General features: G+C 71.5%; 23 protein-coding genes. 17 read left to right on the top strand and 6 right to left on the bottom strand.

Features of this window, described 5'->3' with window-relative positions:
- The first annotated feature begins 21 nt into the window (after positions 1-21).
- Positions 22-1149, top strand: a complete 1128-nt coding sequence (locus ACRRSS_RS26510; protein ID WP_435973609.1) for a ferrochelatase — start codon at positions 22-24, stop codon at positions 1147-1149.
- Between the two features lie 27 nt (positions 1150-1176).
- On the top strand, positions 1177-1977 hold the full coding sequence (locus tag ACRRSS_RS26505; protein ID WP_435973608.1) for an inositol monophosphatase family protein: 801 nt from the start codon (positions 1177-1179) through the stop codon (positions 1975-1977).
- 128 nt (positions 1978-2105) lie between these two features.
- Here the strand turns inward: ACRRSS_RS26505 and ACRRSS_RS26500 are convergent, their stop codons facing one another.
- Positions 2106-2279, bottom strand: coding sequence for a hypothetical protein (locus ACRRSS_RS26500; RefSeq protein ID WP_351899291.1), 174 nt, complete (start codon positions 2277-2279; stop codon positions 2106-2108).
- Positions 2280-2640: 361 nt separating this feature from the next.
- Between ACRRSS_RS26500 and ACRRSS_RS26495 the strand changes: the two genes are divergently transcribed.
- The 4 genes from ACRRSS_RS26495 (at position 2641) to ACRRSS_RS26480 (ending at position 6300) form a co-directional block, all read left to right on the top strand.
- Positions 2641-3294: a response regulator transcription factor gene (locus tag ACRRSS_RS26495; RefSeq protein WP_361851413.1), complete on the top strand. Its 654-nt coding sequence runs from the start codon at positions 2641-2643 to the stop codon at positions 3292-3294.
- Between the two features lie 4 nt (positions 3295-3298).
- Positions 3299-4537, top strand: coding sequence for a sensor histidine kinase (locus ACRRSS_RS26490; protein WP_435973607.1), 1239 nt, complete (start codon positions 3299-3301; stop codon positions 4535-4537).
- 396 nt (positions 4538-4933) lie between these two features.
- Positions 4934-5230 (top strand): DUF4193 domain-containing protein, encoded by a 297-nt coding sequence (locus tag ACRRSS_RS26485; RefSeq protein ID WP_003955561.1) that lies wholly within the window; start codon positions 4934-4936, stop codon positions 5228-5230.
- Positions 5231-5241: 11 nt separating this feature from the next.
- The gene (locus ACRRSS_RS26480) at positions 5242-6300 is read left to right on the top strand and encodes a hypothetical protein (protein ID WP_435973606.1); all 1059 of its coding nucleotides are present in this window, start codon (positions 5242-5244) and stop codon (positions 6298-6300) included.
- A gap of 214 nt (positions 6301-6514) precedes the next feature.
- Here ACRRSS_RS26480 and ACRRSS_RS26475 read toward each other — a convergent pair whose 3' ends face one another.
- A complete protein-coding gene (locus ACRRSS_RS26475) occupies positions 6515-7024 on the bottom strand; it encodes a DUF3093 domain-containing protein (RefSeq protein WP_435973605.1) in 510 nt (169 codons plus the stop codon).
- Between the two features lie 58 nt (positions 7025-7082).
- Here ACRRSS_RS26475 and ACRRSS_RS26470 point away from each other — a divergent pair, with 58 nt between their 5' ends.
- The 8 genes from ACRRSS_RS26470 to ACRRSS_RS26435 all read left to right on the top strand — a co-directional run bounded on the left by ACRRSS_RS26470 (position 7083) and on the right by ACRRSS_RS26435 (position 14541).
- Positions 7083-7667 (top strand): PaaI family thioesterase, encoded by a 585-nt coding sequence (locus ACRRSS_RS26470; RefSeq protein ID WP_435973604.1) that lies wholly within the window; start codon positions 7083-7085, stop codon positions 7665-7667.
- Positions 7667-8179 carry a dUTP diphosphatase gene (dut, locus tag ACRRSS_RS26465; protein WP_073819644.1) on the top strand — a complete coding sequence of 171 codons (513 nt, stop codon included), beginning with the start codon at positions 7667-7669 and terminating at the stop codon, positions 8177-8179. The genes ACRRSS_RS26470 and dut overlap by 1 nt, the downstream gene beginning before the upstream one ends.
- 1 nt (position 8180) lies before the next feature.
- On the top strand, positions 8181-8945 hold the full coding sequence (locus tag ACRRSS_RS26460; protein WP_435973603.1) for a DUF3710 domain-containing protein: 765 nt from the start codon (positions 8181-8183) through the stop codon (positions 8943-8945).
- Between the two features lie 223 nt (positions 8946-9168).
- Positions 9169-9837, top strand: coding sequence for an ABC transporter ATP-binding protein (locus ACRRSS_RS26455; RefSeq protein ID WP_435975428.1), 669 nt, complete (start codon positions 9169-9171; stop codon positions 9835-9837).
- Positions 9838-9950: 113 nt separating this feature from the next.
- Positions 9951-12497, top strand: coding sequence for a DUF4118 domain-containing protein (locus ACRRSS_RS26450; RefSeq protein WP_435973602.1), 2547 nt, complete (start codon positions 9951-9953; stop codon positions 12495-12497).
- A 161-nt stretch (positions 12498-12658) separates the two neighbouring features.
- A complete protein-coding gene (locus ACRRSS_RS26445; protein WP_351899269.1) occupies positions 12659-13345 on the top strand; it encodes a response regulator in 687 nt (228 codons plus the stop codon).
- A gap of 56 nt (positions 13346-13401) precedes the next feature.
- On the top strand, positions 13402-13800 hold the full coding sequence (locus ACRRSS_RS26440) for an OB-fold nucleic acid binding domain-containing protein (protein ID WP_015036728.1): 399 nt from the start codon (positions 13402-13404) through the stop codon (positions 13798-13800).
- Positions 13801-13803: 3 nt separating this feature from the next.
- The gene (locus tag ACRRSS_RS26435; protein ID WP_435973601.1) at positions 13804-14541 is read left to right on the top strand and encodes a DUF3159 domain-containing protein; all 738 of its coding nucleotides are present in this window, start codon (positions 13804-13806) and stop codon (positions 14539-14541) included.
- An 81-nt stretch (positions 14542-14622) separates the two neighbouring features.
- Here ACRRSS_RS26435 and ACRRSS_RS26430 read toward each other — a convergent pair whose 3' ends face one another.
- Positions 14623-15303 carry a potassium channel family protein gene (locus ACRRSS_RS26430; protein WP_351899265.1) on the bottom strand — a complete coding sequence of 227 codons (681 nt, stop codon included), beginning with the start codon at positions 15301-15303 and terminating at the stop codon, positions 14623-14625.
- Entirely contained in the window at positions 15303-15971 is a 669-nt protein-coding gene (locus ACRRSS_RS26425; RefSeq protein WP_189832557.1) for a potassium channel family protein, read from the bottom strand. The genes ACRRSS_RS26430 and ACRRSS_RS26425 overlap by 1 nt, the downstream gene beginning before the upstream one ends.
- A gap of 234 nt (positions 15972-16205) precedes the next feature.
- Here ACRRSS_RS26425 and ACRRSS_RS26420 point away from each other — a divergent pair, with 234 nt between their 5' ends.
- The 3 genes from ACRRSS_RS26420 (at position 16206) to ACRRSS_RS26410 (ending at position 20553) form a co-directional block, all read left to right on the top strand.
- Complete coding sequence (locus ACRRSS_RS26420) at positions 16206-18257, top strand: APC family permease (protein ID WP_435973600.1); 2052 nt, start codon at positions 16206-16208, stop codon at positions 18255-18257.
- A gap of 99 nt (positions 18258-18356) precedes the next feature.
- On the top strand, positions 18357-19685 hold the full coding sequence (locus tag ACRRSS_RS26415; RefSeq protein WP_435973599.1) for a class I SAM-dependent RNA methyltransferase: 1329 nt from the start codon (positions 18357-18359) through the stop codon (positions 19683-19685).
- A gap of 394 nt (positions 19686-20079) precedes the next feature.
- On the top strand, positions 20080-20553 hold the full coding sequence (locus ACRRSS_RS26410) for a Dps family protein (RefSeq protein WP_435973598.1): 474 nt from the start codon (positions 20080-20082) through the stop codon (positions 20551-20553).
- Positions 20554-21179: 626 nt separating this feature from the next.
- Here ACRRSS_RS26410 and ACRRSS_RS26405 read toward each other — a convergent pair.
- Positions 21180-21761, bottom strand: coding sequence for a sigma-70 family RNA polymerase sigma factor (locus tag ACRRSS_RS26405; RefSeq protein ID WP_435973597.1), 582 nt, complete (start codon positions 21759-21761; stop codon positions 21180-21182).
- A 412-nt stretch (positions 21762-22173) separates the two neighbouring features.
- Positions 22174-25323 (bottom strand): BTAD domain-containing putative transcriptional regulator, encoded by a 3150-nt coding sequence (locus ACRRSS_RS26400; protein WP_435973596.1) that lies wholly within the window; start codon positions 25321-25323, stop codon positions 22174-22176.
- Positions 25324-25528 lie beyond the last annotated feature (205 nt).

Below are 25528 nucleotides of genomic sequence, written 5' to 3'. Positions count from 1 at the left end.
GCGGGTGGGAAGATCGGTGCCATGTCCGATCAGCACGATCCCGCCCCGTACGACGCCCTGCTGCTGCTCTCGTTCGGCGGCCCCGAGGGCCCGGAGGACGTGGTCCCGTTCCTGGAGAACGTGACGCGCGGCCGCGGCATCCCGAAGGAACGGCTCAGGGAAGTGGGGCAGCACTACTTCCTCTTCGGTGGCGTCTCCCCGATCAACGACCAGAACCGCGCGCTCCTGGAAGCGCTGCGGACGGACTTCGCCGGGGCGGGCCTGAGACTGCCCGTGTACTGGGGAAACCGGAACTGGGCCCCGTACCTCACCGACACCCTCCGCGAGATGATCACCGACGGCCGCCGCCACATCGCCGTCCTGACCACCAGCGCGTACGCCTCGTACTCCGGCTGCCGCCAGTACCGCGAGAACCTCGCCGACGCGCTCGCCACCCTGGAGGCGGAAGGCCTCCCGCTGCCCCGGGTCGACAAGCTCCGGCACTACTTCAACCATCCCGGCTTCGTCGAACCGATGGTCGAGGGCGTGCTGGCCTCCCTCGCCGCCCTCGACCCGGCCGTGCGCGACGGCGCCCACCTCGCCTTCACCACCCACTCCATCCCCGACTCCGCGGCCGACTCCTCCGGACCGGTCACCGAGCACGGCGACGGCGGCGCCTACGTCCGCCAGCACCTCGACGTGGCCCGGATGATCGCCGACGCGGTCCGCGAGGCCACCGGCACCGACCACCCCTGGCAGCTCGTCTACCAGTCCCGCAGCGGCGCCCCCCACATCCCGTGGCTCGAGCCCGACATCTGCGACCACCTGGAGACCCTCCACGGCGCCGGAGCGCCCGCCGTCGTCATGGTCCCGATCGGCTTCGTCTCCGACCACATGGAGGTCCTCTACGACCTCGACACCGAGGCCACCGCCAAGGCCGCCGAACTCGACCTGCCCGTCCGCCGCTCCGCGACCGTCGGATCCGACCCCCGCTTCGCCGCCGCCGTCCGCGAACTCGTCCTGGAACGGGCCACCACCGAGCGGGGCGCCCGCGCCGAGCGGTGCGCCCTGGGCGCGCTCGGGCCCTCGCACGACCTGTGCCCCATCGGCTGCTGCCCGGCCAGGGCGGAGCGCCCCGCCGCGGCCGGCGCCGACAGCCCGTACGCCTGAGGGCCCGCCCGACCACAAGGAGACCCCGTGACCGACCCGCTCCTCACCGAACTGCTCGACCTCGCCCTGGAGGCCGCCCGGCGGGCCGGCGCGCTGCTGCGCGACGGCAGGCCGGACGACCTGGCCGTGGCGAAGACCAAGACGAGCCCCATCGACGTGGTCACCGAGATGGACATCGCCGCCGAGAAGCTGATCACCGGCTTCCTCGCCGAGCACCGCCCGCAGGACGGATTCCTCGGCGAGGAGGGCGCGTCCAGCCCCGGCACCAGCGGTGTCCGCTGGGTGATCGACCCGCTCGACGGCACCGTGAACTACCTCTACGCCCTGCCCGCCTGGGCGGTCTCGATCGCCGCCGAACGGGACGGCGAGACCGTGGTCGGCGTGGTCGAGGCCCCGATGCGCGGCGAGACGTACCGGGCGGTCCTCGGCGGCGGCGCGTACGCGGGGGAGCGGCGGCTCGCCGTCCGCCCCTCGCCGCCCCTCGACCAGGCCCTCCTCGGGACGGGCTTCGGGTACGTGCGGTCCCGGCGTGCCCACCAGGCGGAGGTCGCCGCCCAGGTGATCCCGCGGGTCCGCGACATCCGGCGGGGCGGCTCGGCCGCCATCGACCTCTGCGACGTCGCCGCCGGCCGCCTCGACGCCTACTACGAGCGCGGCCTCAACCCCTGGGACCTCGCGGCCGGCGCCCTGATCGCCCGCGAGGCGGGCGCGCTGACCGGTGGCCGCCCGGGGGAGCCGGAGTCCGGCGAACTGACCCTGGCGGCCTCTCCGGGCCTCTTCGGGCCCGTCCAGGAGCTCCTGGAGGAGCTCGGGGCCTGGCACGACTGAGCACGCCGGCGACGGACGTACGAGGGCCCCGGTGCCGGGAACGGCGCCGGGGCCCTCTACGTGCGGGTCATACGGTTCATCGTGCGGGTCATACGGGTCGGACGGGTCTGGCGGGTCCGACGGCAGGGTCAGACGCCTTGCGCGGCAACCTCCACGCCGTGCTCGGCGGCCAGCCGGTGCAGGTCCTCGAGCTCCGCCTGCTCGACCTCCACCAGGTAGTCGTCGCCCGTCTCACGAGCTCGCGTGAGGTCCGTCTGCGTGGTCCTGATGCGGTGCAGCAGGCCTGCGGTGAAAGCGTCCATCGTGCGCCCCCTCGTCATGGGTCCGGTGGCACGGGGGTGTGCCGAGGGTGGTGGATCACGCTCCGCAGCCTCTGGGCGACAGAGAGCGGTAGGTGGCGCGCCACATACAGGGCGTGATCACGGGGTGTGCAGTCGTCCTCCCCAGCCCCTTCCTCAGAGAAACCTCAACTGGCCCGCGAATCCGGTGAATTCTTCGGTTCCGGCCAGGCGCCCCGCCGCACGCCCCGCGCCCGCCGAGAGCCCCGCACCGCCGCCTTACAGCCGGTTTACGCGCGTACGGGGCAGGATGGACACGCACAGTCAGTGCTCAGGTTTTCAGCCGGTCCCCTCGGGCGGCGGCTCAACGGGAAGGAAGTACGACGTGCGCGTACTCGTCGTCGAGGACGAGCAGCTGCTCGCCGATGCGGTGGCCACCGGACTGCGCCGGGAGGCCATGGCCGTCGACGTCGTGTACGACGGCGCCGCGGCCCTGGAGCGCGTCGGGGTCAACGACTACGACGTCGTCGTCCTCGACCGTGACCTGCCCCTCGTCCACGGTGACGACGTCTGCCGCAAGATCGTGGAGCTGGGCATGCCCACCCGCGTCCTGATGCTCACCGCGTCTGGCGACGTCAGCGACCGGGTGGAGGGACTGGAGCTCGGCGCGGACGACTACCTTCCCAAGCCCTTCGCCTTCACCGAGCTCACCGCCCGCGTGCGCGCCCTCGGGCGCCGCACCAGCGTGCCCCTGCCGCCCGTCCTGGAGCGGGCCGGCATCAAGCTCGACCCGAACCGCCGCGAGGTCTTCCGCGAGGGCAGGGAGGTCCAGCTCGCGCCGAAGGAGTTCGCCGTCCTGGAGGTCCTCATGCGCAGCGAGGGCGCCGTCGTCTCGGCCGAGCAGCTCCTGGAGAAGGCCTGGGACGAGAACACCGACCCCTTCACCAACGTCGTACGCGTCACCGTCATGACCCTGCGCCGCAAGCTCGGCGAGCCGCCGGTCATCGTCACGGTCCCCGGCTCCGGGTACCGGATCTGACCTGATGGCCACGACGCCCGCGCCCCACCCCCAGGCGCCCCCGAAACCGACCTGGGACCCCAGGGACCCGGTCCGGCCCCTGCTGCGCCCGACCATCCGGATACGACTGACCCTGCTGTACGGCGGGATGTTCCTGATCGCGGGCATCCTGCTGCTCTCGATCATCTACCTCTTCACCGCCCAGGCGCTCAGCGACAGCGCGGCCCAGCTGCCCTTCAAGATCGTCAAGGGTGAGGTCCAGCCCACCACCTCGTGGTGCGTCCTGCCCAACACGGGCACCGGCGAGCAGTTCAACGACGCCGTGTCCGTCTGCCTGCGGCACCAGAGCGACCTGGCCCTCGACGACCTCCTGCGCCGCTCGCTCTTCGCCCTGCTCGGCCTGAGCATCATCGCCTTCGCCTTCGGCTACGCCATGGCGGGACGGGTGCTCTCCCCGCTCGGCCGGATCACCCGTACCGCCCGCCAGGTGGCCGGCTCCGACCTCTCCCGGCGGATCGAGCTGGACGGACCCGACGACGAGCTCAAGGAGCTCGCCGACACCTTCGACGAGATGCTGGACCGCCTGGAGCGGGCCTTCACCGCGCAGCAGCGGTTCGTCGCGAACGCCTCGCACGAGCTGCGGACCCCGCTCGCGATCAACCGCACCCTCCTGGAGGTCCACCTCTCGGACCCCGGGGCGCCGGTGGAGCTCCAGCAGCTCGGCAAGACCCTGCTCGCCACCAACGAGCGCAGCGAACAGCTCGTCGAGGGCCTGCTGCTGCTCGCCCGGAGCGACAACCAGATCATCGAGCGCAAGCCCGTCGACCTCGCCGAGGTCGCCGAGCGGGGCGTCGACCAGGTGCGCGCCGAGGGCGCGGCCAAGGGCGTCGAGATCCGCGGCGAGCGCGAGCCGGCGGTCGTCCAGGGCAACGGCGTCCTGCTCGAACGGATCGCGCTGAACCTGCTCCAGAACGCCGTCCGGTACAACGTGCCGGAGGGCGGCTGGGTGGAGGTCACCACCGAGACCAAGGACGGGCAGGCGGTCCTGCTCGTCTCGAACACGGGGCCGGTGGTTCCCGCGTACGAGATCGACAACCTCTTCGAACCGTTCCGGCGGCTCCGCCAGGAGCGGACCGGCAGCGACAAGGGAGTCGGGCTCGGCCTGTCGATCGCCCGGTCCGTGGCGCGGGCCCACGGCGGCCGTATCATCGCGGAGCCCCGCGAGGGAGGCGGTCTCGTGATGCGCGTCACTCTGCCGATCTGACAGACTGCACGAGCCGACCCGGTTCCGTTCGCTTTGCGCGGAATTCCGGGGCCCTGATCCCTGAGACGCTCATGTGTGATCGATCACAGGGCAGGTGTCCGGACCTCCACTCTCCGTGACCGGGGAATCCCCCGGAAAACCAGGAAAAGTCCGGGTTTCCGGGGCCCGGAATGACGGGAAGTACACGGGGTGGCGCCTGTGAAGGTGGCCCGGAGGACCGTGTACGGTCCGCTTCGCCACCCGAAGCCGATCACTCGCGAGAGGACGGGACGGGTGTCGATTGAGTAACAGACCTTGATGTGAGGCAAAATCTCCGCCTCAGGTCGGGCACAAGTCCGACCTCTCACGCGTTACGTGCGCTGGAGACACCGCAACCACCCAGAGGGGGAGAGCGACATGGCAACGGATTACGACACCCCACGCAAGACCGACGACGACGTCGATTCGGACAGCCTTGAGGAACTGAAGGCCCGCCGGAACGACAAGTCGACCTCGACCGTCGACGTCGACGAGTTCGAGGCCGCCGAAGGCCTGGAGCTTCCCGGCGCCGACCTCTCGAACGAGGAGCTGGCCGTCCGGGTCCTGCCCAAGCAGGCCGATGAGTTCACCTGCATGAGCTGCTTCCTCGTGCACCACCGCAGCCAGCTGGCCAGGGAGAAGAACGGTCAGCCCATCTGCCGCGACTGCGACTGAGGTCGCTGACCGTGGCAGGCGACACACCGTCCCGGAAGCGGCGCCTGAGGCTCCCCGGGAGCCCCAAGGCGTACAAGGGCGGCACAGGCCCGGCAGAGGGCGCCCACGAGGCCTCTGAAACCGAGCCCACCGCCTCCCCGCCCTCCCTCGGCGAACGTGACGACGAGCGGGGCCACCCGGCCTCGCTCGATGCGGTCACTGAGCCGGACCCGGCACACCTGCCGGTGGAGCGGGGAGCGGGACGGAGCGACGTGCCCGAGGTCCGGCACGACGAGGCACCGCAGGACGGCCGCTTCGGCGCCGTCAGGCGCCTCGCCAATCCGGCGCGGGCGCGACTCGACAGGATCAGGATCGACTCCGACCGGATCGACGCCGTCCGGCGCGGCGTCGCGCAGGGCGTCCGTCAGGGCGTGAAGCGCGGCGGCGACAGCGCCAAGGCCGGCCTCGGCCACCTGGCCGACCGGTTGATCGACCTCGCCCCGCGGATCCCCGTCCGCGATCTGGCGACCCTTCGCAAACAGTTCCCGGGGCTCGGACCCGAGGAGCTCGCCGACAAGCTCGTCGCCGGCGCGGCGAACGCGAGCTCGACCGTGGGCGCGAGCGTCGGCGCCGCCGCCATGCTCCCGGTACCCCCCGCCATGCCCGCGGAGCTCGCCGCGGAGATCACCGGCGTCGCCGCCGTGGAACTCAAACTCATCGCCGAACTGCACGAGGTCTACGGGCTGCGGCCGCCCGGCCGGCTCACCCAGCGCTCGATGGCCTATCTGACCTCCTGGGCCGAGGAGCGGGGCATCGACCCCACCAAGCCCACCACGGTCAACGCGGCGCTCGGCGGACAGCTCAAGCGCGAGCTGCGCCAGCAGATCATGAAGCGCATGGTGCGCAACCTGCCGAACCTCATGCCCTTCATGGTGGGCGCCGCGGTCGGCGCGGTCATGAACCGCCGCGACACCAAGAAGCTCGCCGGACACATCCGCAAGGACCTGCGCGCCCGCCAGGTCCCCTGGGACGCCCTCCGGGAGCTGCCGCCACTGGAGCAGCCCGAGAACCCCAGGGAACTGGGCTTCTGAGGACCGACGGAACCGGGCATCCGCACCCCGGGGACGGCATCCACGACCGGGCCGGGGAACGGGGCGAAGGCCCCGGATCACCCGGCCCGAGGAACACCCGGGACCCGCGTCGGTCCCGGACCCGCCAGTCCCGGACCCGCCAGTCCCGGACCCGCCAGTCCCGGGCCCACCGGTCCCGGGGCGCCGGCACAGGAGCCGTCGGCCCCCGGTCCGGTCAGCGTCCGTCCCCGGAGTCCGCGCGGACGGCGTCCAGCGCCTCCACGAGGGCCTCCGGCTCACGGCTGGAGAGGTAGACGTACGGCGTCGGGTCCGCCGGGTCCGTCACCTCGACCCGCACCGCACGCGGCACGTAGCTGCGCATCAGCATGAAGGCGCGCGGATCGGCCTTGTGCGTGCGCCAGGCGCGCGCCTCCTCCGCGTCGAGCACCTCGGCCGACCCGAGGGCCGATCCCGGAATCCGCGCGTCGCCCGCCACGAGCGACCCCGCCACCACCCGGATCCGCGCGGAGCCGTACGAGGAGACCGCCGCCCCCGCGAGCACCGCCGCCACGATCAGACCGCCCAGCATCGGCACCGTGCCCAGCGGAAACAGGATCAGGCCGCCCGACAGACCGAGCAGGCCCGCGATGACCCACCACGAGCGGGGCGCCGTCAGCCGCTCGTCGAAGCGCGGCGCGGCGGAGGGCGCGGGGGAGGGGGCGGAAGACGATGCGGAAGGCTGCATGCGTCCAAGCTTGGCACGGCGCGACCAGGGCACTGCCGCGCGGGTAAGGTCTGCGCCTGTGACTGCAACATCTGCCGCCCTGACCCCGCCGGCCGACGCCATACCGCCGGTACGCCACCCCGACGCACCGGCCCCCGGCGAGCTGCTCGGTTCACACTACGAGCAGTGCTTCGGGTGCGGCGGCGGGCAGCCCCACGGCCTCCACCTGGAGGCGCGCGCGGGCGACGGCGTGACCGTCACCGCCGAGTTCACGGTGACCACCGACCACCAGGGCGCCCCCGGCCTCGCGCACGGCGGCGTCCTCGCCACCGCGCTCGACGAGACCCTCGGCTCCCTGAACTGGCTGCTGCGGGTCATCGCCGTGACCGGACGCCTGGAGACCGACTTCGTCCGGCCCGTCCCGGTGGGCACCGTGCTCCACCTGGAGGCCGAGGTCACCGCCGTCCACGGCCGCAAGATCTTCTCGACCGCCGTCGGCCGGATCGGCGGGCCCGAGGGCCCCGTCGCCGTCCGCGCCGACGCCCTCTTCGTCGAGGTCAAGGTCGACCACTTCATCGACAACGGCCGGCCGGAGGAGATCCAGGCCGCCATGTCCGACCCCGACCAGGTCCGGCGCACCCGCGCCTTCGAGGTGAACCCCTGATGCGCAACCCTGTCGACGTCCTGATCCGCCGCGTGGACCCGGACGTGCCGATCCCGGCCTACGGGCACCCCGGCGACGCCGGCGCGGACCTCGTGACCACCGAGGCCGCCGAGCTGGCCCCCGGGGAGCGCGCCGTGCTGCCCACCGGGGTCTCCATCGCCCTCCCGGACGGGTACGCGGCCTTCGTGCACCCGCGCTCCGGACTCGCCGCCCGCTGCGGAGTGGCGCTCGTGAATGCCCCGGGGACGGTGGATGCCGGGTACCGTGGAGAGATCAAGGTGATCGTGGTCAATCTCGACCCGCGCGAGACCGTGCGGTTCGAACGATTCGATCGGATTGCCCAACTTGTCGTCCAACAGGTCGAGAAGGTGCGCTTCCACGAGGTCGCGGAACTTCCCGGCTCGGCGCGGGCCGAGGGGGGCTTCGGGTCCACCGGCGGTCACGCCGCCGTGGACGGCACAACGGGTGGGAATCGATACGCTTCGGTCGTATCCGACCGGGAAGGACAGTGACGTGTTCGGACGTCGCAAGAAGAGCGGTGCCGCAGAGGACGCGGCGGGCGAGGCCGAGCAGGTCGTCGACGCGGTGGACGGCGAGGACGCGGACGGCGCGGCCCCGCGCCGTGTGAACCTTCCGCCGGCGCCCCGGCCCGACGGACCCTGGGACATCTCCGAGGTCACCAAGCCCGACGAGGGCCGTGTGGACCTGGGCGGCGTCTTCGTGCCCGGAGTCGAGGGCATGGAGCTGCGGGTGGAGGTGGCGGGCGACGCGATCGTCGCGGCCACCGTCGTCCTGCGCGACAGCGCCGTACAGCTGCAGGCCTTCGCCGCCCCCAAGAACGAGGGCATCTGGGGCGAGGTCCGCGACGAGATCGCCACGGGCATCGTCCAGCAGGGCGGTGTCATCGACGAGGTCGAGGGCCCGCTGGGCTGGGAGCTGCGCGCCCAGGTCCCCGTGCAGCTGCCGGACGGCAACCGCGGTGTGCAGCTGGTCCGCTTCGTGGGTGTCGACGGTCCCCGCTGGTTCCTGCGCGGAGTGATCTCCGGACAGGGCGCGGTCCAGCCCGAGGCCGCCGGTCTCCTGGAGCAGATCGTCCGGGACACCGTGGTCGTCCGCGGCGATGGCCCGATGGCCCCGCGCGACCCGATCGTCCTCAAGCTGCCGAACGACGCGCAGATGGTGCCGGACGGCGTGCAGCAGGAGGAGCAGGAGAACTCCCGCTTCTCCGGCGGCATGGGCCAGCTCCAGCGCGGCCCGGAGATCTCCGAGATCCGCTGATCGCCCGAGCCGGTCGTCCCTGCCGAGTGGGCCGCTTTTCCGTACCTCTCGTACGGGAAGCGGCCCATCGGCGGTTTTCCACAGCTTCCGCCACCGGCTCTGGTTCTCGGGCCCGGCCGCCGACCATACTGGCGGGCACATGGTCGAGGAGGGGGAGCGCAGCGTGAGTGAGAGCAGCACGAGGTCCGCGACGGCCGTGGCCGAGGACCCGGCCGGCCCGCCGATGGTCCGCGTGGCGAACCTGCGCCGTTCGTACGGCACGGGCGAAGCCGCCGTCCACGCCCTGCGCGGGGTCTCCTTCGACGTCCCGCGCGGCGAGCTCGTCGCGCTCAAGGGCCGCTCGGGCTCCGGCAAGACCACGCTCCTCAACCTCGTGGGCGGTCTCGACACCGCCGACGGCGGCTCGATCGTCATCGACGGCGTCGACCTCTCCACCCTCGGTGAGAACGGCCTCCTGAAGCTGCGCCGCGACCGGATCGGTTTCGTCTTCCAGTCCTTCGGACTGCTCCCGATCCTCTCCGCCGCCGAGAACGTGGGCGTACCGATGCGGCTGCGCAAAGCCGACCCCGAGGAGCGCGAGAAGCGGGTGGCCCTGCTCCTGGGCCTGGTCGGCCTCGCGGACCAGGCGGCCCAGCGGCCCGGCGAGCTCTCCGGCGGCCAGCAGCAGCGCGTCGCCATCGCCCGCGCCCTCGCCAACAAGCCGGCGCTGCTGATCGCCGACGAGCCCACGGGCCAGCTGGACGCGGAGACCGGGCTCGCCGTGATGCGGCTGCTGCGCGCGGTGGTGCGCAGCGAGGGCTGCACGGCCCTGGTCGCCACCCACGACCCCCAGCTCCTGGGCCTGGCCGACCGGGTCCTGGAGCTGAGCGACGGCGAGATCATCGAGCACTGAGCGCGACACCCCGTCCGGGTACGGGGGCGGCGGGACATCAGAATCACGTCAAGACCGCCCCACCCCCCTCCCGACGTGCGGAATGTCCGATTGGCTGGACGTATGGTCGTCCCATGGGACGCGGCAAGCTTCGGATCTACCTCGGCGCTGCGCCGGGCGTCGGCAAGACCTACGCGATGCTCTCCGAGGGGCACCGCAGGGTCGAGCGCGGCACGGACTGCGTCGTGGCGTTCGTGGAGCACCACGGGCGGCCGCGCACGGAGGTCATGCTGCACGGCCTGGAGCAGGTGCCGCGCCGCACCCTGGAGTACCGGGGGACCGCGTTCACGGAGATGGACATCGACGCGGTCCTGGCCCGCCGTCCCGCCGTCGCCCTCGTCGACGAACTCGCCCACACGAACGTCCCCGGCTCCCGCAACCCCAAGCGGTGGCAGGACGTCGCCGAGCTGCTCGCGGCCGGCATCGACGTCGTGTCGACGGTCAACATCCAGCACCTGGAATCGCTCGGCGACGTCGTCGAGGCGATCACGGGCGTACGGCAGCGGGAGACCGTCCCCGACGAGGTCGTGCGCCGGGCGGACCAGATCGAACTGGTCGACATGTCGCCGGAGGCGCTGCGGCGCCGGATGGCCCACGGCAACGTCTACACCTCGGACAAGGTCGACGCGGCCCTCTCCAACTACTTCCGCCCCGGCAACCTCACCGCCCTGCGCGAGCTGGCCCTGCTCTGGACCGCCGACCGGGTCGACGAGTACCTCCAGCAGTACCGGGGCGAGCACAACATCCGCTCCACCTGGCAGGCCCGCGAGCGCATCGTCGTCGGCCTGACCGGCGGCCCGGAGGGCCGCACGCTCATACGGCGCGCCACCCGTCTCGCGGAGAAGGGCGCCGGGGGCGAGGTCCTCGCCGTCTACATCGCCCGCAGCGACGGTCTCACCGCGGCCTCGCCGAAGGAGCTGGCGGTCCAGCGCACCCTCGTCGAGGACCTGGGCGGAACGTTCCACCACGTCATCGGCGACGACATACCCTCCGCGCTCCTGGAGTTCGCCCGCGGGGTCAACGCCACCCAGATCGTCCTCGGCTCCAGCCGCCGCCGCTCCTGGCAGTACGTGCTCGGCCCCGGCGTCGGCCAGACCGTGGCCCGGGACTCCGGGACCGACCTCGACGTCCACATCGTCACCCACGGCGAGGTCGCCAAGGGACGCGGACTGCCGGTCGCCCGCGGCGCCCGCCTCGGCCGCTCCCGGATCGTCAGCGGCTGGATGGTCGGCGTCGCGGGCCCCATCCTCCTCGCCCTGCTCCTCACCCATGTCGACGCCGATCTCGGTCTCGCCAACGACATGCTCCTCTTCCTCGCCCTGACCGTCGCCGCGGCCCTGCTCGGCGGGTTCCTGCCGGCGCTCGCCTCCGCGGCGGCCGGCTCCCTCCTCCTCAACTGGTTCTTCACCCCGCCCGTCCACCGGCTCACCATCGCCGACCCCAAGAACATCGTCGCCATAGCGGTCTTCCTCGGCGTCGCCATGTCGGTCGCCTCGGTGGTCGACCTGGCCGCCCGGCGCACCCACCAGGCCGCCCGGCTGCGCGCCGAGTCCGAGGTGCTCTCCTACCTCGCCGGCAGCGTGCTGCGCGGCGAGACCAGTCTCGACGCCCTGCTCGAACGGGTCCGCGAGACCTTCTCCATGGAGTCCGTCGCCCTCCTCGAACGGGAGAACGAGGTCGAGCCGTGGACGCGGGCGGCGAGCGTGGGACCCCACCCGGCGGCCCGGCCCGAGGAGGCGGACGTGGACATGCCGGTCGGCGACCGCCTGGCCCTCGCCCTCTCCGGCCGGGTGCTGCCCGCGGAGGACCGGCGCGTCCTCGGCGCCTTCGCCGCCCAGGCCGCCGTCGTCCTCGACCGGCAGCGGCTCGTCGGCGAGGCGGAGGAGGCCCGCAAGCTCGCCGAGGGCAACAAGATCCGCACCTCCCTGCTCGCCGCCGTCAGCCACGACCTGCGGACCCCGCTCGCGAGCATCAAGGCCTCCGTCTCCTCCCTCCGCTCCGACGACGTCGAATGGTCCGAGCAGGACCGCGCCGAACTCCTCGAAGGCATCGAGGCCGGCGCCGACCGCCTCGACCACCTCGTCGGCAACCTCCTCGACATGTCCCGCCTCCAGACCGGCACCGTGACCCCCCTGATCCGTACCGTCGACCTCGACGAGGTCGTCCCCATGGCCCTCGGGGGAGTGCCGGACGGCAGCGCGGAGCTCGACATCCCCGAGACGCTGCCCATGGTCGAGGTCGACAAGGGCCTCCTGGAGCGGGCCGTCGCCAACATCGTCGAGAACGCCGTCAAGTACAGCCCCGAGGACGTTCCCGTCGCCGTCGCCGCCAGCACCCTGGGGGACCGGGTCGAACTGAGGGTCGTGGACCGCGGTCCCGGCGTGCCCGACGAGGCCAAGGACGGCATCTTCGAGCCCTTCCAGCGCTTCGGCGACGCCCCCCGCGGCTCCGGCGTCGGCCTCGGCCTCGCGGTGGCCCGCGGCTTCGTCGAGGCCATGGGCGGGACGCTCGGCGCCGAGGACACCCCGGGCGGCGGCCTGACGATGGTGCTCACCCTGCGGGCCGCACCGCGCGGGACCCCGCCGCCCGCCGCCGACCTCCCGGCCCACGCCGTGACCTGAGCCGGGGCCGTGGTCGTACGGCCCCTTCCCCTTCCCCTTCCTCGCAGGTCCCGGACGGGCCCCGCGCCGCTCCGGTGGACGTCGTCCCGTACCGCTCGCTCCCCCTCCCGTACCCTCTTGCTCCCGCCCGCACGGGCGACCGAAGAAGGAAGGCCCCCTCCATGACCCGGGTCCTCGTGGTCGACGACGAGCCGCAGATCGTCCGCGCGCTGGTGATCAACCTCAAGGCGCGGAAGTACGAGGTCGATGCCGCGCCCGACGGCGCCACCGCCCTCCGGCTCGCCGCCGAACGCCACCCCGACGTCGTCGTCCTCGACCTCGGCCTGCCCGACATGGACGGCGTCGAGGTCATCAAGGGCCTGCGCGGCTGGACGCGGGTGCCGATCCTGGTCCTCTCGGCCCGGCAGACCTCCGACGAGAAGGTCGAGGCGCTCGACGCGGGCGCCGACGACTACGTCACCAAGCCCTTCGGCATGGACGAGCTGCTCGCCCGGCTCCGCGCGGCCGTCCGCCGCGCCGAGCCGGTCGGCGGCGCCGAGGACGGGGTCGTGGTCGTCGAGACCGCGGGCTTCACCGTCGACCTGGCGGCGAAGAAGGTCCACCGCGAGGGCCGGGACGTCCGGCTCACCCCCACCGAGTGGCACCTCCTCGAAGTCCTCGTCCGCAACAGCGGCCGCCTGGTCAGCCAGAAGCAGCTGCTCCAGGAGGTCTGGGGACCCTCGTACGGCACGGAGACCAACTACCTCCGGGTGTACATGGCGCAGCTGCGGCGCAAGCTGGAGACCGACCCCTCCCACCCGCGCCATTTCGTCACCGAACCGGGCATGGGGTACCGCTTCGAACGCTGAACGGACGGCCCTGCCGGACCGGTCCCGGTGACAGCGGTGGCCGGTACGCTTTCTGTATGAGTGCTGCACCACGTACAGAGAAGCCGGCCGGCCGGTTCCGCCGGATGCTCGACCGGCTCTCCTCCTCCCCGGAGGACCTGGAGTCGGAGGAGCTCCAGGAGGACGCCGAAGCGTCGGGGTGCACGCGCATCAGCGACTGCTCCGACCGCCAGATAGTCAAGGTGACTGGTACCTTGCGCACGGTCACGTTGCGTCCCCGGGCCGGCGTGCCCGCGCTGGAGGCCGAACTCTTCGACGGCACGGCACCGCTCGACGTCGTATGGCTCGGCCGGCGCTCCATCGTGGGCATCGAACCGGGCCGCAAGCTGATCGCCTCCGGCCGGATCTCCATGAGCCACGGCCGGCGGGTCCTCTTCAACCCCAAATACGAGCTCCGACCGCTCGGACAGGAGTAGCCGGTGACGTCCCTCGACAAGCCGACCCCCACGGACCAGGACGCCCAGGCCTCGAAGGAGGTCACCGAGGCCGCTCTGTTCGAGGCCTTCGGCGGGGTGCGGGGCATGGTCGAGACGGTCGTGCCCGGCCTGCTGTTCGTCACGATCTTCACGATCAACAAGAACCTGCACGTCTCGGCGATCGCAGCGCTCGCCGTCTCACTGGTCCTGGTCGCCGTCCGGCTGATCCGCCGGGACACTGTCAAGCACGCCTTCAGCGGTGTCTTCGGTGTCGCCTTCGGCGTCGTCTTCGCGATGATGACCGGCAACGCCAAGGACTTCTACCTGCCGGGCATGCTGTACACCCTGGGCCTCGCCCTCGCGTACATCGTCACCGCGCTCGCCGGAGTCCCCCTGATCGGCCTGATCCTCGGTCCGGTCTTCAAGGAGAACCTCTCCTGGCGCACCCGCAACCCGGGCCGGAAGAAGGCGTACACGAAGGCGAGCTGGGCCTGGGGCCTGATCCTGCTCGGCAAGTGCGCGATCCTCTTCCCGATGTACTGGTGGGCCGACACGACCAAGTTCGGCTGGGTCCTCATCGCGCTCAAGATCCCGCCGTTCCTGCTCGCGGTCTACCTCACGTGGGTCTTCCTCGCGAAGGCTCCGCCGCCGATCGACGTCTTCGCCGAGATGGAGGCCGAGGAGCGCGCCGAGAAGGAGCGCAAGGCGGCCGCCGCGGCGCGCAGCCACCCGGAGGCCTGAACCCCGTACCGGGGCCGGCACGCGGGAGGGCCCGGACCTGAGAACAGGTCCGGGCCCTCCCGCGTGTCTCCCGCGCGGCGCTCAGGCCTCGGAGTCGGCCTCGCGGCGGACCTGCAGCAGGTCCTCCAACTGCTCCTCGCGGGCCTGCGCGGCCACGAACAACAGCTCGTCGCCGGCCTCCAGCGTCTCCTCGGGGCTCGGCGTCAGCACCCGCGAACCGCGGATGATCGTCACCAGCGAGGTGTCCTGCGGCCAGGGAACGTCCCCGACGGAGGTGCCGGCGACCGCCGACTCCGGCGGGAGCGTCAGCTCGACCAGGTTCGCGTCGCCGTGGCTGAAGCGCAGCAGCCGGACCAGGTCGCCGACGCTCACCGCCTCCTCCACCAGGGCCGACATGAGGCGCGGCGTCGAGACGGCCACGTCCACACCCCAGGCCTCGTTGAACAGCCACTCGTTCTTCGGGTTGTTCACCCGGGCGACGACCCGCGGCACGCCGTACTCGGTCTTGGCGAGCAGCGAGACGACGAGGTTCACCTTGTCGTCACCGGTCGCCGCGATCACCACGTTGCAGCGCTGGAGCGCCGCCTCGTCGAGCGAGGTGATCTCACAGGCGTCGGCGAGCAGCCACTCCGCCTGCGGCACCCGTTCCACCGAGATGGCGGTCGGCGCCTTGTCGATGAGCAGGACCTCGTGCCCGTTCTCCAGGAGCTCGCCCGCGATGGAACGGCCCACCGCACCCGCGCCCGCAATAGCGACACGCATCAGTGACCGCCCTCCTCGGGACCCTCGGCGAAGGCCTCCTCGACCTTCGCGATCTCGTCCGTACGCATCATCACGTGCACCAGATCACCCTCCTGGAGCACCGTCTGCGAGGTGGGCAGAATCGCCTCGCCCAGCCGGGTGAGGAAGGCGACACGCACACCGGTCTCCTCCTGGAGCCGGCTCACCTTGTGGCCGATCCAGGCCGGCGTGGTGTGCACCTCCGCGAGCTGCACACCACCGCTCGGGTCCCGCCACAGCGGCTCCGCGCCCGAGGGCAGCAGCCGCCGCAGCATCTGGTCGGCGGTCCAGCGGACCGTCGCGACGGTCGGGATGCCGAGACGCTGGTAGACCTCGGCGCGACGCGGGTCGTAGATCCGCGCCGCCACGTTCTCGATGCCGAACATCTCGCGCGCGACCCGCGCCGCGATGATGTTCGAGTTGTCGCCGCTGCTCACCGCGGCGAAGGCGCCCGCGTCCTCGATGCCGGCCTCGCGCAGCGTGTCCTGGTCGAAGCCCACGCCCGTGACGCGCCGACCGCCGAAACCCGACCCCAGACGACGGAAAGCCGTCGGGTCCTGGTCAACCACGGCGACGGTGTGCCCCTGCTGCTCCAAGGTCTGCGCGAGAGCGGCTCCCACTCGCCCGCAGCCCATGATGACGATGTGCACGTCCCCTTACCCCGCACTCCTGATCGCCTTGCTGACCTGCGAAAACACCCTGCTCACAACTTTCCTCACCCAATGCGCCCGGGTCGCGGCGGGCAACACCCTGCCGGGTCACCCGGTCCGAGCTTAAGCGGCAACGCTGGCCGAGACCGCATCCGAGGTGGTACGGAGGGAGATTCGGTGCCGATCGGGGGTGCCGGTGCGCGTGGCTCTTTTCGAACGCTTACGATCCTCTCCGTGTCCAAACTGACCGACGTGCCCAAACGGATCCTGATCGGGCGGGCCCTGCGCAGCGACAAGCTCGGAGAGACCCTTCTCTCGAAGCGGATCGCCCTCCCCGTCTTCGCCTCCGATCCGCTGTCCTCGGTGGCGTACGCACCCGGGGAGGTGCTGCTCGTCCTGTCGATCGCGGGTCTGTCGGCGTACCACTTCAGCCCGTGGATCGCGCTGGCGGTCGTCGTCCTGATGTTCACGGTCGTCGCCTCCTACCGGCAGAACGTCCACGCCTACCCGAGCGGCGGCGGCGACTACGAGGTCGCCAACACCAACCTCGGCCCGAAGGCCGGACTCACCGTCGCCAGCGCCCTGCTCGTCGACTACGTCCTGACCGTCGCCGTGTCGATCTCCTCCGGGATCGAGAACCTCGGCTCGGCCATCCCGTTCGTCGTCGAGCACAAGGTCCTCTGCGCGGTGGGCGTCATCGTGCTGCTCACGGTGATGAACCTGCGCGGGGTGAAGGAGTCGGGCAGCCTCTTCGCCATCCCGACGTACGTCTTCGTCGCCGGCGTCTTCCTGATGATCGCCTGGGGCGCGTACCGGGGGATCGTCCTCGACGAGACCATGCAGGCCCCCACCGCCGGCTTCGAGATCAAGCCCGAGCACCAGGGCCTGGCCGGCTTCGCGCTCTTCTTCCTGCTGCTGCGCGCCTTCTCCTCCGGCTGTGCCGCCCTCACCGGCGTCGAGGCGATCTCCAACGGAGTCCCGGCCTTTCGCAAGCCCAAGTCCAAGAACGCGGCCACCACGCTCGCGCTCATGGGCGCGCTGGCCGTCACCATGTTCTGCGGCATCATCTTCCTGGCCCTCGCCACCGACGTACGGATGGCCGAGAAGCCCGCCCAGGACCTGCTCCTGAACGGTGTGCCGGTCGGCGAGGGATACGTCCAGGACCCGGTCATCTCCCAGGTCGCGGCCGCCGTCTTCGGCGACGGAACGTTCTTGTTCGTCGTCCTCGCCGCCGCCACCGCGCTCGTCCTCTTCCTGGCCGCGAACACCGCGTACAACGGCTTCCCGCTCCTCGGCTCGATCCTCGCCCAGGACCGCTACCTGCCGCGCCAGCTGCACACCCGCGGCGACCGCCTCACCTTCTCCAACGGCATCGTGCTCCTCGCCGGCGCCGCCGCCCTCCTCGTCTGGGCCTACGGAGCCGACTCGACGAAGCTGATCCAGCTGTACATCGTCGGCGTCTTCGTCTCCTTCACCCTCAGCCAGACCGGCATGGTCCGGCACTGGAACCGGCACCTGAAGACCGAGAAGGACCCGGCCAAGCGCCGCCACATGATCCGCTCCCGGGCGATCAACACCTTCGGCGCCTTCTTCACCGGCCTCGTCCTCGTCGTCGTCCTCGCCACCAAGTTCACCCACGGCGCCTGGGTCGCCCTGCTCGGCATGGTGATCTTCTACGGGACGATGTCCGCGATCCGCAGGCACTACGACTCCGTCTCCGCCGAGATCGCCGCCGCGGAGGAACGGCCCGACGAGTACGTACGCCCCTCCCGGGTCCGCTCCATCGTCCTCGTCTCCAAGCTCCACAAGCCCACGCTCCGTGCCCTGGCCTACGCCAAGCTCATGCACGCGAACGAGCTGGAGGCGCTGACCGTCAACGTCGACCCCGTCGAGACGAAGGCGCTCCGGGAGGAGTGGGAGCGGCGCGGCATCAACGTCCCGCTCAAGATCCTCGACTCGCCGTACCGCGAGATCACCCGCCCGGTGATCGAGTACGTCAAGAACATCCGCCGCGAGAGCCCGCGCGACGCCGTCTCCGTCTACATCCCCGAGTACGTCGTCGGCCACTGGTACGAGCACCTGCTGCACAACCAGAGCGCCCTGCGCCTCAAGGGCCGGCTGCTCTTCACCCCCGGCGTCATGGTGACCTCGGTCCCGTACCAGCTCCAGTCCTCCGAGGCCGCGAAGAAGCGGGCCAGGAAGCGCCAGGAGTGGACCGCGCCGGGCTCCGTCCGCCGGGGCCCGGTCGAGAAGGGCCACAAGGAACCGACGGCGAAGAACGGCTGAGAAACCGCTCGCGGAGAACAACCGGACAAGAACAACTAGACTGGTGGGCTGCCGTCCGTACGGCAGCCCACCGCCACTTCCCCTTGGAGTCCCCCCACCATGCAGAACACCCCTGTTTCGTCGTTGGTCGGGGAAGAGTACGAGGTCGAGGTCGGTCCGGTTGCCCACGGCGGCCACTGCATCGCCCGCACCGAGGAGGGCCGCGTCCTCTTCGTCCGCCACGCGCTGCCCGGCGAGAGGATCGTCGCCCGCGTCACCGAGGGCGAGGAGACCTCCCGCTTCCTGCGCGCCGACGCGATCACGATCATCGACCCGTCCAAGGACCGCGTCGAGGCCCCGTGCCCGTTCGCGGGCCCGGGCAAGTGCGGCGGCTGCGACTGGCAGCACGCCAAGCCCGGCGCCCAGCGACGCCTCAAGGGCGAGGTCATCGCGGAACAGCTCCAGCGCCTGGCCGGGCTCACCCCGGAGGAGGCCGGCTGGGACGGCACCGTCATGCCGGCCGAGGGCGACAAGCTGCCGCCGGGCGAGGTCCCGCAGTGGCGCACCCGCGTCCAGTACACGGTCGACGCCGACGGCAACGCGGGCCTGCGCAAGCACCGCTCGCACGAGGTCGAGGTCATCGACCACTGCATGATCGCGGCACAGGGCGTCTCGGAGCTCGGCGTCGAGAAGCGCGACTGGGCGGGCATGGCCTCCGTCGAGGCCATCGCCGCCTCCGGCTCGAACGACCGCCAGGTCATCCTGACCCCGAAGCCCGGCGGCCGCCTCCCCCTGGTGGAACTGGACAAGCCGGTCTCCGTCCTCCGCGTCGACGAGAAGGACGGCGGCGTCCACCGCGTCCACGGCCGCGCCTTCGTACGCGAGCGCGCCGACGAGCGCACCTACCGCGTCGGCAGCGGCGGCTTCTGGCAGATCCACCCGAAGGCCGCCCAGACCCTCATGCTCGCCGTCATGCAGGGCCTCACCCCCCGCAAGGGCGAGACGGCCCTCGACCTCTACTGCGGCGTCGGCCTCTTCGCGGGCGCCCTCGCCGACCGCGTCGGCGACCAGGGCGCGGTCCTCGGCATCGAGTCCGGCAAGCGCGCGGTGGAGGACGCCCGCCACAACCTGGCCGCCTTCCCGCGCGTCCGCATCGAACAGGGCAAGGTCGAGTCGGTCCTCCCACGCACGGGCATCACCGAGGTCGACCTCATCGTCCTGGACCCCCCGCGCGCAGGCGCCGGCAAGCAGACCGTCCACCACCTCGCCGGCCTCGGCGCCCGCCGCATCGCCTACGTCGCCTGCGACCCGGCAGCCCTCGCCCGCGACATCGCCTACTTCGCGGAACGCGGCTACAAGGTCCGGACCCTGCGCGCGTTCGACCTGTTCCCGATGACGCACCACGTGGAGTGCGTGGCGATCCTGGAGCCGGTGAAGAAGGACGCCTGACCTGCTGTTTCTTCGAGTGTGCGTGACGGGTGTCCGGTGTGTGTTGTGTCAGGGGCCGCAGGGGCTCCGGCGCTCGAGACGGGGCTTCAGGTCGTCGCCGCTTCCGGTGGGCCGGAGGGCGGTTCTCGAGCACGGCCGGACTCGTGACCGGTGCCGCGTGGCCGAAGCGGTGGAGCGCGCGCCGGTCGGTCCGGCGGCATCGGGGATGACCGGGCGTCGTGCGACATGCACGACCGTATGCCGGAGGAGCTGAACCCCTCGGGGCCTGCGGCCGTACATAGCGTCGAGGCCACGGAGCTCCAGGCGGGTGCGTGCGATGGCCGGTTCATCCAGACGGCAACCCGTCGGCCTCCTTGCCAGGATGCCAACACCATTCCCGAAGGACCCCAGACCTATGACGATGATCAACAGCCCGCTGCCGGAGGGCGACCGCGAGATCGCCGGCGCGGCCCTCCAGGCGACCCTGGTCGACCTGCTCGACCTGTCCCTGGTGGCCAAGCAGGCGCACTGGAACCTGTACGGCCCGCGTTTTCGATCAGTCCACGTCCAGCTCGACGAGGTTGCCTCGATCGCACGTGACCACGCGGACACGGTGGCCGAACGCGCGGCTGCGCTGGGAGTGAGTCCGGACGGACGGGCGGTCACCATCGCGGGCACCAGCGGCGTGCCTGCCTTCCCGTCAGGCTGGACGAAGGACGTCGACGCCGTCGGTGCCCTGGTGCGTACGTTCTCCGCGGTCATCGGGAGGGTGCGGGAGCGGATCGAGGAGACTGGTCCGGTGGACGCCGTGAGCCAGGATCTCCTCATCGGGCTGACGGCCGAACTGGAGAAGCAGAGCTGGATGTTCCAGGCGGAGAACAGGGCCTGACGAGGTTGGACGGCGAGGGCGGGCGAAGAAGACGACGGGCGTATCGGGTCTGCGTGTCGACCTCGTGCGCCGTTGGTCGCGCGCCGGTCCGTAGTGGGCTGATCACTGATACGCCCATGTCGTCGAACGGCTCCGCACAGAAGCAGGGCAAGACGACAAGGGCGTATCAGTGCCTGGTGTCACTGCTTTCCGTGCGGAACCCTCCAGGGCGGTTCACGATCCCCACCAGGTGGGTGGAGCCCGGCAGCAGTGCCTGACGAGTTCATGCGCCATCGCCGTGAGACCGGACTCTCCGGGTTCCTCCCCTCGCCTTCGGTGGCGACGGACCATCCCCGACATGCCGACCTGTCGGGGATGGCGGGGTGCGGCGGGGGACGTGCGCGGTGGACAGGGCAGGGTTCCCGAAAGACGGCACCGCGTCTCCTGAGGCCTCGGCTCGAGCCGGCACCAGTGGAACGTCCCGACTTCTGAGGTGTTCCGCCCCGCCCTGCCCGTTCGGAATGTCACCCCGGGGCGGATCGGAACCGCCCGGGGAGCGGCACCGGACGGGACGGTGACGTCAGGGCCCGTCCGGCGGCGACGCGGACCGTGGATGACCGGGCCGGCATCGCCCGCCCGTGCCGTGACTACACGCCGAGTACGCCCTGCTTCTCCAAGGACTTGCGCAGCGCCCGTACGGCGTAGAAGGCACGGCTCTTGACGGTGCCGGGCGGGATGCCGAGGTGCTCGGCCGCCTGGGCCACGCTGCATTCCAGGGAGTACATAAGGCGGATGACGGTCCGGTGCTGTTCCTTCAGCTCCCGCAGTGCCTCCCGCACCGCGTGGGAGGTGATCGTGGACTCCGTGCCGTCCCAGGAGGCGTCCAGATCCTCGACCGCCATCAGATCCAGCGGCCGGACCGCCCGCGCCCGGTGGTGGTCGATGACCAGGTTCCTGGCCACGGTGAACAGCCACGGCCGGATGTGTTCGCCGCGGGTGCTCAGGAACCGCGCGTGTTTCCAGGCGCGCGCCGCGGTCTCCTGGAGGATGTCCTCAGCCCTGTGCCAGTCGCCGTCCAGCAACCGCGCGGCGTACCGGACGAGCAGAGGGCCGTACTGCTCGTAGATGTCTCGTACGAAGGCGTCGCAGTCGGCGTCCGAAGCGACGTGCCGGGCATGTGCCCGGGTCGGAGCGAGGGCGGCCGTCCCCGCCTCCAGGGTCCCGTTCATGGGTGGTGCTCAATTCTTTTCAAGTGTTCCGTGGCGTGCTCTCCCACTTGCGCGGGTGAGTGGCTCAACACTCGGCGGGACCCCTTCGCCAAACCTTGTCGTCTCCTTGTCGCGCCCGCTTGCCGACCCGTGCCGCCCGCTCCCGGCGCGTCGTCGTATCCGCCAGGGGGCGCTCCGCGTCGCCGACGGAGCTCAGGGTTCCGGACCCGACGGGAACGACCGGATCAGGGCGTGCGCGTAGCGAGCCGACGAGTTCGGCGTCGATGACGACCTGAGCGTCCGTCGAGAACAGGTGGTCGTGTGAGGACACACCGGTCTTCCGGATTCCCCTCGGCATTTCGCGTCGGCGGTGTCGCCCCTGCCGGACCTGATGAAGCGATGGCTCGCCGAGTTCGGACAGGGACAGCTCCTACTACCGGTGAGTCTCCGCCTGGGGTGACCGGTGCGCAGGATCAGTGCCTGTCGGAGCCGGCGCCGTGTGGTCGCCGACGCCCTTCTGGGGCGGGACGGGTACGGAGCCCGCGTCCATGTCCAGGGCGGTGAGCCGATCTCGGATCTCCCGGGCGCTGTAGGACAGATCATGTCGTTCGGCGACGGCGAGCGCGTCGACCCAGTCCGTGCGTGCGGCCTCCCGGTCGCCCATGGCCAGACGGGTGTCGCCCCGTCGCATCAGCGAGCCGACCACGTTCTTGTGGTCCTCCAGTTCCTCGAAGGCGTCCAGCGCCCGCAGGTAGGTGGCCGCCGCCTCCTCGTACCGGCCGAGGCGATGGAGGGAGTAGGCCACGCTGTCCCAGCACTGGGCCTCCTGCCACGGGGCGTCCAGGCGCTGGTAGAGGGCGATGGCCTCCTCGCCGTACACGAGGCCCCTCCCGGGCCGCCCCATGCTGGAGTGCAGCCAGGAGAGCCCGTTGAGGCACTCGGCCGTCCAGAGCGGGTTCCCCGTCGATCGGGCCAGCGCGAGTCCCTGCTCGGCGAGTGCCAAGGCCTCCTGGTGCCGGCCGAACCGGAAGAAGCCCATCGCCGTCACGAACACGGCGCGAACCTGTTCGCCGGCCACGCCGAGTTCCTCGAAGAGGGCGCAGGCACGTTCCAGGTGATCCAGAGCCCGCCTCCGGTGGTCCAGGCAGATGTGGAGGCTGCCGAGGTGGCGCAGGCAGCGCGCCTCCTCCAAACGGTCGCCCTGGCGCTGTGCCACTTCCAGGGCGGGGGTCAGTGTGGAGATCGCTTCGGGCCAGTACTCCTGGCGGTGCAGGTGCTGATTCAGCGTCCACGCGAGGCCGGTGATCCGGTGGTCCAGCTTCTGGCTGACGGCGGTCTGCAGCAGGCCGGCCAGTACCCGGTGTTCGGCGGTGAACCATCGGCGTGCCTGTTCGATGGTGGTGAACGTCTCCGGGACGACGCCCGCGCTGGGGGAGCCGAGGTCGAGTCCGGGCAGTGAGTCCTGCCTGAACAGCAGGTTGGCTTCGTAGGCCGTGAACATGTGGTGGTCCAGGACCCGGAGGGTGGCGGCGTGGCGTTCGTCGGTGTCGTCGTGGGTGTGGGTGAGTTCGGTGGCGTAGCCGCGCAGCAGGTCGTGGAGGGTGTAGCGGCCGGGCAGCGGCTGTTCGACGAGGCAGGACCGGGTCAGGTCGGCGAGGAGACGGCGTGTCCGGTGGAGGGGGAGTGCGGTGAGGCCGGCGGCGGCCGGGGCGGTGATGTGGGGGCCGGGGTGGAGGGCGAGGAGGCGGAAGAGGCGTGCGGCGGATCCGTCCAGGGACCGGTAGGACCAGGAGAACACGGCGCGGACGTCGGTGGTGGCGTCGGAGGCGGTGAACGCGTCCAGGCCGCTGTGCGCCCGCAGGTCGTCGGCGATGGCGCGGAGGGGGAAGGCGGGTTCGTACTCGGCGTGGGCGGCGGCCACGGCCAGCGCCAGGGGCAGTCGTCCGCACAGGCGGATGATGTCGGCCGCGGCGGCGGGCTCGGCGGCGAGCCGTTCCGTCCCCAGCCGCCGTGCCAGCGTCTCGTGGGCCTCGGACTGAGAGGGCAGTGCGAGGGTGAGGGGTTTGGCGCCTTCCGACGCGATCAGGCCGGTGAGTTGGTTGCGGCTGGTGATCAGGGTGAAGCAGCCGTCGCCGGCGGGCAGCAGGGGACGGACCTGCTGTTCTTCGCGGGCGTTGTCCAGGACGAGGAGGATCCGTCGGTCGGCGAGGAGGCTGCGGAAGAGTGTGCTGCGGCCGGGGGTGTCCTCGGGGATGTCCTGGGCGGGGACGCCGAGGGCGGTGAGGAAACCGTGCAGGGCGTCACCGGGTTCGACGGCGGGTGCGTGGGGGTGGAATCCGTACAGGTTGACGAAGAGCTGACCGTCGGGGAAGGAGGAGGCGATCTGGTGGGCGTGGTGGACGGCGAAGGTGGTCTTGCCGACACCGGGAGCACCGCCGATGACGACGACGGGAGCACCGGCCGGACCTGGGTCTCCGCTCACGGCGGACAGCCATGCGCCCTCCGTCTCCCGCCCCGCGAACACCGCCAGATCACTGGGCAACTGCGCCGGACGTACCGCCCGTGGAGAGCCGCTCCCGCCGTCGCCCGCGGCCGGTTCTCTCCTCGCACCGGACGGTGTCACGCCGGTGGTCGGCCCGGACCGCGTGACATCGTGGGCCGCGCCTGCCGGCAGTGCGCCGCCGGATGCCGTCTCCTCCTGGTCGTCCACGGCCTCGCTCCCGGCCGGACGACCTGGACCACGGCCGCCCGCGAGGGCGGTCGCCGTGCCCGTCGTGTTCGCCGTGTCGGTCGAGCGCAGAGGTGGCAGGTCGTGGTGGAGGATGCCGTGGTGCAGGGCGCGCAGCGAGGGTCCGGGTTCGAGGCCGAGTTCGTCCGAGAGGTGTCCGCACAGGTCCGTATAACGCTGCAGCGCCTCGGGGTGCCTGCCGGCCAGGTACAGGGCGCGCAACAGCAGAGCCCAGCCGGTTTCCCGCAACGGGTGCTGCGTCGTCAGTTCCCGCGCGGCGTCCACGGCCCTCTGCGTCTGTCCGTCCAGGAGCAGGGCGGTGGTGCGGAGCTCCCGGGCGGACTGTCGCAGTTCCTCCAGGCGGGCGGTCTCAGGAGTGGCGAACAGATAGGGGGCGGCGTCGGCGAGCGCGGCACCGCGCCACATCTCCAGAGCCCTGTCGGTCTCCTCCACGACGCGCGAGGACCGGCCTCGGTCCATCGACCGGCGCGCCTGGGCCAGGGCTCGTTCGAAGCGCACGGTGTCCCGGCTGTCCGGCGGGATGCGCAGGGCGTAGCCCAAGGGCTCGGTGACCAGCACTTCGAACGAGCGCCGCCCGCGCAGATGCCGGGGTTCCAGAATCGCGCGGATCTTGCTGACGTGGGCGTGCAGGGACGCCAACGCCCCACCCGGCGCCCGCCCTGGCTGCCGCGGCCACAATTCCTCGCACAGCGTCTCGGGAGCGACCGCATGGCCTTCGGCGAGCAGGAGTCGGATCAGCAGCAGTCGCTGCCTGCGCCGCCCCATGCCCAGCACCGCGCCCGCCCGCCGCACCAGCAGCGGACCCAGGACCGCGAAGTCGAGCGACTCCCCCACAGCTGTCACCGTATCCCCGGAAGGGCCGCCCGACGGCGGCGCTCCTCACACGCACATGTGCGTAGGCGTATGAGCGGTCCGCTCCCGCGCGGACCACCGGTTCGCTCGCGTGCGGGCAGATGCGCCGTGGGCGCGATGACCCACACCGGACGCCACCCCGTTCGCGCCCACACGACCGCTGCCGCCTCTGCCGCGTCCGCACAGT

Origin of the sequence: Streptomyces sp. Qhu_M48, assembly GCF_051305195.1 — a bacterium.
Lineage (GTDB): Bacteria > Actinomycetota > Actinomycetes > Streptomycetales > Streptomycetaceae > Streptomyces.
Note: the sequence above shows the minus strand (reverse complement) of the source record. Positions and strands in the feature narration are given on the sequence as shown.

What these genes read in the sequence shown, in the direction of transcription:
- ACRRSS_RS26430 (WP_351899265.1), bottom strand. Translation starts at nt 15,303, where the DNA reads ATGCGTGTCGCTATTGCGGGCGCGGGTGCGGTGGGCCGTTCCATCGCG.
- ACRRSS_RS26405 (WP_435973597.1), bottom strand. Translation starts at nt 21,761, where the DNA reads ATGAACGGGACCCTGGAGGCGGGGACGGCCGCCCTCGCTCCGACCCGG.
- ACRRSS_RS26450 (WP_435973602.1), top strand. Translation starts at nt 9,951, where the DNA reads ATGGGACGCGGCAAGCTTCGGATCTACCTCGGCGCTGCGCCGGGCGTC.
- ACRRSS_RS26445 (WP_351899269.1), top strand. Translation starts at nt 12,659, where the DNA reads ATGACCCGGGTCCTCGTGGTCGACGACGAGCCGCAGATCGTCCGCGCG.
- ACRRSS_RS26490 (WP_435973607.1), top strand. Translation starts at nt 3,299, where the DNA reads ATGGCCACGACGCCCGCGCCCCACCCCCAGGCGCCCCCGAAACCGACC.
- ACRRSS_RS26455 (WP_435975428.1), top strand. Translation starts at nt 9,169, where the DNA reads ATGGTCCGCGTGGCGAACCTGCGCCGTTCGTACGGCACGGGCGAAGCC.
- ACRRSS_RS26500 (WP_351899291.1), bottom strand. Translation starts at nt 2,279, where the DNA reads ATGGACGCTTTCACCGCAGGCCTGCTGCACCGCATCAGGACCACGCAG.
- ACRRSS_RS26485 (WP_003955561.1), top strand. Translation starts at nt 4,934, where the DNA reads ATGGCAACGGATTACGACACCCCACGCAAGACCGACGACGACGTCGAT.
- ACRRSS_RS26510 (WP_435973609.1), top strand. Translation starts at nt 22, where the DNA reads ATGTCCGATCAGCACGATCCCGCCCCGTACGACGCCCTGCTGCTGCTC.
- ACRRSS_RS26415 (WP_435973599.1), top strand. Translation starts at nt 18,357, where the DNA reads ATGCAGAACACCCCTGTTTCGTCGTTGGTCGGGGAAGAGTACGAGGTC.
- ACRRSS_RS26410 (WP_435973598.1), top strand. Translation starts at nt 20,080, where the DNA reads ATGACGATGATCAACAGCCCGCTGCCGGAGGGCGACCGCGAGATCGCC.
- ACRRSS_RS26475 (WP_435973605.1), bottom strand. Translation starts at nt 7,024, where the DNA reads ATGCAGCCTTCCGCATCGTCTTCCGCCCCCTCCCCCGCGCCCTCCGCC.
- ACRRSS_RS26440 (WP_015036728.1), top strand. Translation starts at nt 13,402, where the DNA reads ATGAGTGCTGCACCACGTACAGAGAAGCCGGCCGGCCGGTTCCGCCGG.
- dut (WP_073819644.1), top strand. Translation starts at nt 7,667, where the DNA reads ATGCGCAACCCTGTCGACGTCCTGATCCGCCGCGTGGACCCGGACGTG.